This window comes from Erysipelothrix aquatica (genome assembly GCF_009828775.2).
Classification (GTDB): domain Bacteria; phylum Bacillota_I; class Bacilli_A; order Erysipelotrichales; family Erysipelotrichaceae; genus Erysipelothrix; species Erysipelothrix aquatica.
In genome coordinates this window covers 1-8,998 of sequence record NZ_WTSY02000045.1, presented here as the reverse complement: position 1 = coordinate 8,998, position 8,998 = coordinate 1, and the positions used below count along the sequence as shown (strand labels likewise).

The window sequence follows — 8,998 nt, the reverse complement described above, 5'->3', positions numbered from 1 at the left end:
ACTTATTGCCAACTATTCGGACTCAGACAAGAAGGATTATCGGGAGTATTTGGCTCTTAAATATGGTAGAAAGAAATCAGTTTTATCAGGTATTCATTTTAATCTATCATTTTCAGATAGTTATATAAACGATTTGAATAATAATGACTGTGAATCTAGAATTGAATTCCAAAATCGTTTATATCTGCAGGTTGCGAAGTACTTTATGAAGTATCGATGGTTTTTTATTCGTTTAACTGCTGCGGGTCCTGTATTCCACTCATCGTTCTCAGATCGATGTGTTCAGTTAGTCGGGCACGATTACAAAGAGAACTGTATCTCTGAAGGTATGCAATCACTAAGGAATAGTCTTTGTGGGTACCGAAATAATGAGTTTTTAACATATGATTATTCAAGTTTATCGAATTATAAGAAAAGCATATCTACTCACATTGATAATGGCGTGCTTATAAATGAGAGTGAAGTTTATGAGGCGGTCCGAATTAAGACTGACGATGATGGAAATGCCAAGTATTTAGAATTAAGATTTATTGACCTCAATCCAGAGTTAGAGCACGGTGTCAATTTGGAAGATCTAAAGTTCTTACACATGATGTTTGTCTATTTTTCTACATTAGAGGATTTCGAGTTTGACGAATCATCTCAAATAGAAGCGGAGTTTAAATCAATCATTGCAAATGATGGTACTTCGTGGAAGCAAGATGATGAATATAACGTTTATGACTTTGAAGCCGAGGCGAATGATCTTATTAAGAATCTTGAAAACGTGCTGGCAGAATCAGATATTGAATATTATGACTATTCAGCAATCATTAAGAATATCGAATATCGACTTACACCAGGCTTCGGCTACGCGGATAAAATTCTAAAAGGTGTATCAACAAACGATTACATTACTTATCATTTGGACAAAGCAAAGGAAGCGAAGAAGCGCGCACTAATGAATCCATATAATTTTTATGGCAATGAATCGCTAGAGCTCTCCACTAAAATTCTATTGAAATCTGCGATTAAAATGGGTGTTCAGTTTAAAATTATGGATGAGAGGGAAAACTTCGTTTTTCTGGAAAATCGAACAACAGGTCAATCTCACTTTGTTAAGCAAGCCACCAAAACGAATCTAGATAGATATGGCAGCGTATTAGCGATGGAAAATAAAAATGTCACGAAGTACATTCTTAGTAAAGACGGAATCAATGTTCCGAAAGGATATGCTTTTACATCAATAAAAGACGCATTATCTGCATTCGAAGACAGTAGAAATGATAGGTTAACAGTTATTAAACCAAATAATACGAATTTTGGAATCGGAATTACAATCCTAAAAGAACCTTATTCTCGAGATGAATACACGAAAGCGATTGAATTTGCTTTCGAGCATGACGATACAGTCTTGGTAGAGGAATTCCATAGTGGCAAAGAGTATCGTTTTCTTGTAATTGATGGTGAGGTTATTGGTGTATTAAATAGAGAAGCCGCTAATGTAATTGGAAATGGTAAGTCAACGATTGGTGAACTCATTGAAAGTAAAAACTTAGATCCATTGCGAGGACGAGGATACGTTACGCCTTTAGAAGTAATTGATATGGATGTTATATTGATTGACTATTTGAGTAAACAAGGACTCACCTTGGACTCTATTCCAGCAGAAAAAGAAAGAATTTATTTACGAGAAAATTCCAATATTAGCACTGGTGGGGACAGCATAGACTTTACGGATGATGTACATATTTCATATAAGAATAAAGCAATTAGAGCAGTTAGTGCGATAGGTGCTAATATTTGCGGAGTGGATATGATAATTCAAGATATAGAGGCTCCAGCTGATGATGAGAATCATACAATTATTGAATTGAACTTTAACCCAGCAATTCATATACATTGTTATCCATATATTGGAAAAAACAGATATGCTGGAGATAAAATACTGCAAGCTTTGTTTCGGGGAATTGTTTAAGAAGTAATTCACGAGAGAAAGTGTGAAGATTTGAAAAATGTATTCCAATTTCTAGCTTTGGTATTACCACGGCTGGAGTTATCATAATTCATGGTTTTAGTGAATGTAGACTAAAATGAAATTGGAGTCCATAAGTAAGGAAATGAAAAAGAATAATAGCAATAAATAATGACAATGAAATTCTTCAAAACGTTGACTTTATTGTAATACTTGAGATTTAAGTTAACTCTATGCATACATCTGTTCTACTAGTGTGTAGAGCCGAGTTTGCTATAGTAGTAATTAATATACCACCGCTGTAACGAATTCTCAGAATGCAGATAGATCATATGGTACTCGAGCAAAGCTTGACCCTCCTCTATTGCAAGCATAATAAAAAACTCCTTTCCAGAATTTTATCGAACAATGAGTTCGTAAATATCGCAGGGGAGTTTTTTAGATGATTAAATATAGAATGATTATACGATTTGAATTGACAATCTATTAATTATTATTGACATGAGCAGCGAATACGACGAATGGTGCAATTTCTGCCATTCGTTTTTCGCGTATCAGATAGTCTAAAATGGACTCAATCGTTTCAGCATCCACAAAAGGCGCGAGAGGAATTAAGCTGTCAATTTCGGCATTTGGTTGCGACAACGTATTTTTAACGTGTTTACGCAGTACGTTTAGATCTACAAACGGGTACAGTCCTTCAATGCCATTCAAATCACTTTCCGCGTGAATGTTGACGAATATTTTAGTAATCGTATCAGCATCCATAAAAGGTGCAAAAGGAATGAGATCCACAAGTTTAAAGTCTTTTCTTTGTTCTAAATTCTCAATAATCATTGCAAGATCTTCGCTATCTACAAATGCAATTAAGGGTACAATCTCTTGAATTCCATAACGATCAATATTTTCGAGAATCCAATTATTGATCTGATTCGATTCCATAAAGGGTGCAATTGCAATGAGCGACTCCACGGTGAAATCATCAGGCTCTATTTTACTGAGTACTTTTTCGAATAGCTCAGGTTTGGTAATCGGTGCAATATCAATTATTTCTATTTCATCTAAGGGCTCATCGTTTTCAATCTTGCGCACTGAATCTGCCATTTTTACATTTCCAAGGAGTTCGTCAATCGAAATTGAGAATATTTGGGAAAGTTCTGTCAGTTTTCCAATATCTGGACTTGTTAATCCGTTTTCCCAAGATGAGACTGCTTGATGGCTTACACCGAGTGTTTCTGCTAGTTCGCCTTGTGTAAGATTTCGTTGTTTCCGTTGTGTAGAAATTAGCTTTCCAAGTCGGTCCATATTGAAAGTACTTCCGTTGTGAGTGATTTTCATAATCATGCCTCGCTTTCTAACTAAATCTTACGATCTGAGCAGTAAATTTTAAAGCAAGCGTTCCTTGAATTTAGAATTCAAGGAACGCTTGAGTCGCTGTTTACTTACTGTATCCATAATAATACGGTAAGAATTGTATGTCAACAAACGAGATGGAAAGACAAATTAGGGTGTAAAACTATCTATTTGGGACTATGTTACCAAGGCCTTCACTCTAGTTCCAATAGAGTTTTTAGTTCTATTGAGCCTTGTAAATCACTATCCCTTGTGAAATATCCATTTATCATTTCTAACAATTTGAAAGCTCAGCCTGATCTCTGATTTATGTATACTAAATGAATCTATTTGCGAACGAGGAAAGCCCAACCTTAAAATCGGGATTAATACATTTATGAGATTCGATTATCGACCACATTAGTAATTGAATCAGTTTTATTCCAGAATGAATTTTAGGGTTGATTTTCTTCAACTTTACCAATCAAGTGTCAGTAACGTTTTTTTTTACAAACTTTCAAAATTAAACATGCTAAACCTATTTTTGAAAGAAGGTTCAAAGTAGATTTCTATGCTTATATTTCAATAGATTATACTTCAAATGAAAGGCCCACTGAAACTATGAGTTAATTCCATGAAGATACATGATATGGTTTGATATCTGCTAAATCCAACCTTTTCGAATCACAAGGGCTCATATCTAAGCTTATGTGAGCGAGTCGGTGGATTTATGACACTATTGTTGCAAAACCATTCAAGTACAAGCAACCGAGGTACATGTTACTACAAATATAACAATGCTCTGTCACTCATATTAATTATCTACAAATAATGGTTAAACAAATCGTTTAGGAATAGTAGTATATGTCCTTAAGTTGACTACTTGGTTGAAAGTTAATTGTGATAACATGTTGCGATTAAATGGGTTCAAATTGTGTAATGTATCAATAGACTTTGTTGGATTTTCGTGATTTTTAATTACAGACCGGCATCAATGGCGTTATTGTGAGTTAATTATTAATCATTTTATGGATTTCACACAACGAACACATATTGATAATTGTATAAAATAATGTATTTTCGTATGATTATTTTAACATTATAACTGTGGGGGAACATAATATGAAATTAAAAAGAATGATACCAATGGCTGTATTGGTTTTTTGTTTGTTTTTTACGAGCATTCATGTTTATGCAGAATCTGAGCGTGATATACAACCATTCATTAAAGAGACATCAGAGGAAATGTTTGAGAGTTTGGATGTCACTATACTAAATGAGAACAATGATTTAGTTAATAGTTACGAGCCATCTAGTAGATTAAAAGTATCACTGAAGTGGCAAGTTCCGTCGGAAATTTCAACGACACCTCAAAAGGGGGATTATTACGACCTAGGGTTACCAGATAATTTGGAAAACATTGTAATAAGTAATTCAAAAACTGCAAAAACCTTGGGTTCTAAGGTGCGAATTTTTGTTAATGAAGCGTCTTCAGGTGTACTTGAATTTGAAGCTCAGCTTAAGAAAAATACAAATTCGAAAGAGCGCTTAATTTTTGATAATACAAACTCACATTTTGAGCCAATCATCATCGAACGAGGCAAAAATGATGAACTCAAACCGTTTCACAAACTAGCGAATGATCTGTCATTAAGTGTCTCAAGATTTGAAATCTATCAAAGTGATGAAACAACATCAAATTTAACTGGGGATGATGTAGTTTTCTTTACAGGCCTATCATTAACTGAAGGAAGTGGTATTATAGAGAACACATATTTAGAGGTTAAGATTAACAAAGAACACATTATTCCTGGTTCTTTTGTTGCGTCTGATATTGCATCTCAAGTCTCTAAAAAAATGCAAGAAACTAGTGAATTTTACTTGGTCACTTATTTATTGATGCCATTGTCAGCGGGAACGAATATTGATGTTCCAGTGAAATTTCAGACAGAAAACGGAACAACTCCTGATGGCTTTAAAGTGTTTGCGGAGTCGACGTTTAAAGGTGATGCTGAATCTAAAATTAACATCAGAGATACGGCGGAAATTGTAATTGAAACTGTAAAACCAACTGTACTAAAACATATGAAAGATGATCTATGGAGGAGTTATGATAACGTCATTATTGAAGGTGGCTTAAAAAGTGCAAATAGTGATTCAAAATTGACTGATGTGATTTCAGGTTTGAAGAGTGTTCAATTTAGTTATTCACTTCGAACTGGAAGTAACGATACAGATCCTGGATCAAGAATTTATGATACTATTAAATTTGAAGACAGAATTCCGGATGAAGCAATATTTGATCCATCAGATAACCCTGGATGGACTTTCGATTCAAGCACGCGAATTGCAACATATACATATTTATCTGATTCTGGGATTAGACTCTATAATCATGAATTCTTTGATAAAGTTGTCTTAAATCTAAAATTTCCAAATGCTACAATAAATAAAGATATCACTAATACCGTAACGGTTACTGCTACACCTAAAAATAAGGCAGACTACGAATCAGATGTTGTAAGTACGGATGATATCAAGTTTCAATTAATTGCAAGTGAACCCTATTCGACTCCTGCTAGTTTTGAAAGTGATAAAAGTGTTTCAAGGGACTCTTTCTATGACTATAAAATAGATCGGGAAAGTAAATTCTTATGGCATTTGCGCATAAAGAACACTGCAAAAAAAGATCAGGTTGGAATGAATCTCGAAAATATAATTATCAAAGACTATAAGTTAGATGAAAGACTTAAATATTCACGTGTCCTCATCCCAAGTCAAAGTTCCTTCGTCGGGACACTTAAAATAACCGAGATTAGCGAAAATGGCGCAGAATCAGTGATAGCTGATAATGTATCATTAAGTGAAGATCGGGAGTTCAAAATTAGTGATAGGGCAACAGCGATTGTTGTTACGAGTAATGATAAGGGCTTCTTAAAAGAGAATTCCACTTTAATTTTAAAGGTTGAAACTGAGATGAGAGATCCTTCAGTTGCTGTCGTTCCGAAAGATAAACATGACACAGTATTATTTAATTCTGCGAGTTATAGTGCAAACTATACTTATGGTCCAACGCTGAGCTCAGAATCAAGAAGTGCAATCTATTTTTTTGAGGTCAATCCATCGATTACTTTAAGAAAAAAACTGAAAAATGCGAAGAAAAACTACTTTGTTGATGACAGGGTTGACTACACATTATCTGTAGATATCTCAAATTTCTATGACGCAAACAATATCGCACAAACAAATCAAATGGTCGATATTCTTCCAGTGGGTTTAGAATATATTTCAGGAAGTGCTAATGTGTCTTTATCTCCCAAACTAATAACCGAAATTCCTTCTGGTTCCTATGAACCGGAAGTCGTGGAGAACTATAAAGGGTTAGGTAGAACTGCACTGATTTGGAAACTTAACCAATTCCAATATGTGGAGCCGGGATTAATTGGGCAACACACAGGTGTCATTACAGTTGATTACAGTACTAAGATCACTAAATTTACATCTAAAGGGCTGAATAAAAACCAAGCCTATTTGTCATGGCAAAATGTTGATACCCTAAAACCAGGCGAGCGCGGCACTTTTGATATTTATGATCTCAATCATAATGGTCGAACCGATGACTCAATCAGCTATGCGTATACTGATTTTAATTATGTACCGCCTCGTGAACTTACAGTTCGTAAAGAAGCAAAGGGTTCACTAGATTCAACTTTCTTGATTCCTCCAAGCGTTGGGCTGAGTGAAGTTGGAAAAACAATCCAGTATCGTTTTACACTCGATAACAATTCTGTATCTGATGTAACCACATTGTCGATGATAGATCTTATACCGAACGTTAATGACTATACGGCAAGTTTAGACATTTCAAATGGCATGCATCGCCTTCCTCGAAATTCAACGTTTAAGCTTGAGTTGGAAAGTCAAATTGTTCCACCCGCAGGGTTTAAAGTATATTATACAAGTGATCCGATTATCGACAATACGACTTCTTTTTATAGTAATGCAGATTGGAAAGAATCTGTTCAGCATTTTGAAGAGGTTACTGCTTTTAAAGTCGAACTTGAGCCCGGGGCTAAAATTCCTAGTGAGAGTCGTGTCACGTTTGATGTTTCTTTTCGAATCCCGAATAATTTAAATCTTGACCAAACCGATAAGGTAGTGAACTCTTTTGGTGTCACAATGACTCCAAAATTAGACTTTTTTGAGTCCAATCTATCGACAGTATCAATCATGAAATATAATGTTATTGGTAATGTATTTGAAGACTTTAACAAGGATGGCATCTTTGATTCATCATCTGAACAATCATTTGAAGGGATTAAAGTACAGTTAGTTGATGAACTTGGAAACCCTGTCTTTGACCCACAAGGAAAGGCTTATGAAGTATTTACTGATAATTTAGGTAATTATAATATGAATGTCTTTACACATGGTAAATACCGGATTAAAGTTTCACCACCCGAAGGGTATTTGTTGACTCAGTTTAATGATGACTTAGAAGGTTCCCATATCGAAAGTGTGGACATGGAGCAAAGCGACGTGTTCCTGCTAAACAAAGAAACACCAACTGCGAAAAAAAATGCCGGATATTATAGTGAAAAAGGTTCTATCTTGATTCATAAACTTTTGAAAAATGGTGAAGGGCATATCATCAATTCAGAGGAAAGTTTCGAATTCATGGTGATGTACGCAGATACGGCAGATGAGAGTAATGTCTTGGTCCCGTACAATGGACCTGTTGAAGTGTATACAGCAAATATGGAATTCGTAAGAACTGATCAGATTATCGACGGTAAATTACTGATCCCAGCTAATGGAAAAGTTCGCTTGATAAATCTAACAAAGCTATCGCGTATCAATGTTAGAGAAAAAGAAAATAAAAAATATAGTGTAGATGGTGGTAACATTGATACAATAATTAATCAAACAGAACAAGAGTTTAAGGTCACTAATACACTTGAGAAGAAGACAACTGAGTTTACAGTTCGAAAAATTTGGGATGGTGGGCCATTGAGCAAGCCAACAATAGACATTCAATTGTATAGAAATGGTCTTCCTTATGGAAATCTAATTCAATTAGAGAATGGCATATTAACTCATACGTGGACAAATATTCCTGCTATTGACGATGAGGGAGTACCTTATACATACACTGTAGATGAATTATCTGTTCCACATGGTTATTCAAAAAGTATAGAGGGATCAACAATAACAAATACATTTGTTATGAAAACTATTGATTATTCTGTTGAAAAAATTTGGGTAAATGCTCCAAAAGTTCATCCAGACATTAATATACAACTTTATCAAAATGGTAAACCATATTTGGATGTAGTAACTTTATCAAATGGAGAAGTCAACTATACATGGGAAAATATCCCATTTACTGATTCAGAAGGAAATCTTTTTGAATATACTGTTGATGAGATGGACGTACCACAAGGATACAAGAAATTTGTAGATGGAAATACAATAACCAACACACTCACGGACGCTCCTAATCCACCGGAAAAAGAGACCGAAACACATCCTAAGCTACCACAAACGGGACTTAATGATAATCTATGGTTACTTGCAAGTGCACTAATTCTAATTGCAATGGGTTCATACGCTTTTGTATATAGTAAAAAAGAATATTAATTATTTGCTATATTAGGTGTTTTATTATAAATTTTAAACTCACGTTGAAATCATGCGATATCAATGTGAGTT

3 protein-coding genes are annotated in these 8,998 nt (G+C 34.7%); 2 read left to right on the top strand and 1 reads right to left on the bottom strand.

Annotated features, from left to right (window positions below; genetic code table 11):
- A partial coding sequence (gene gshAB, locus GVV20_RS09825; RefSeq protein ID WP_250690191.1) for a bifunctional glutamate--cysteine ligase GshA/glutathione synthetase GshB occupies positions 1 to 1,957 on the top strand: 1,957 nt, incomplete at its 5' end.
- Between the two features lie 483 nt (positions 1,958 to 2,440).
- On the opposite strand, the gene GVV20_RS09820 is transcribed toward gshAB, so the two are convergent.
- Positions 2,441 to 3,292: a helix-turn-helix transcriptional regulator gene (locus tag GVV20_RS09820; RefSeq protein ID WP_159740100.1), complete on the bottom strand. Its 852-nt coding sequence runs from the start codon at positions 3,290 to 3,292 to the stop codon at positions 2,441 to 2,443.
- A gap of 1,116 nt (positions 3,293 to 4,408) precedes the next feature.
- On the opposite strand from GVV20_RS09820, the gene GVV20_RS09815 reads away from it, so the two are divergent.
- Positions 4,409 to 8,926, top strand: a complete 4,518-nt coding sequence (locus tag GVV20_RS09815) for a Cna B-type domain-containing protein (RefSeq protein WP_159740101.1) — start codon at positions 4,409 to 4,411, stop codon at positions 8,924 to 8,926.
- Positions 8,927 to 8,998 lie beyond the last annotated feature (72 nt).

Excerpts from the sequence above, each read along its gene's own strand:
- GVV20_RS09815 (WP_159740101.1), top strand. The coding sequence starts at position 4,409 with ATGAAATTAAAAAGAATGATACCAATGGCTGTATTGGTTTTTTGTTTG.
- GVV20_RS09820 (WP_159740100.1), bottom strand. The coding sequence starts at position 3,292 with ATGAAAATCACTCACAACGGAAGTACTTTCAATATGGACCGACTTGGA.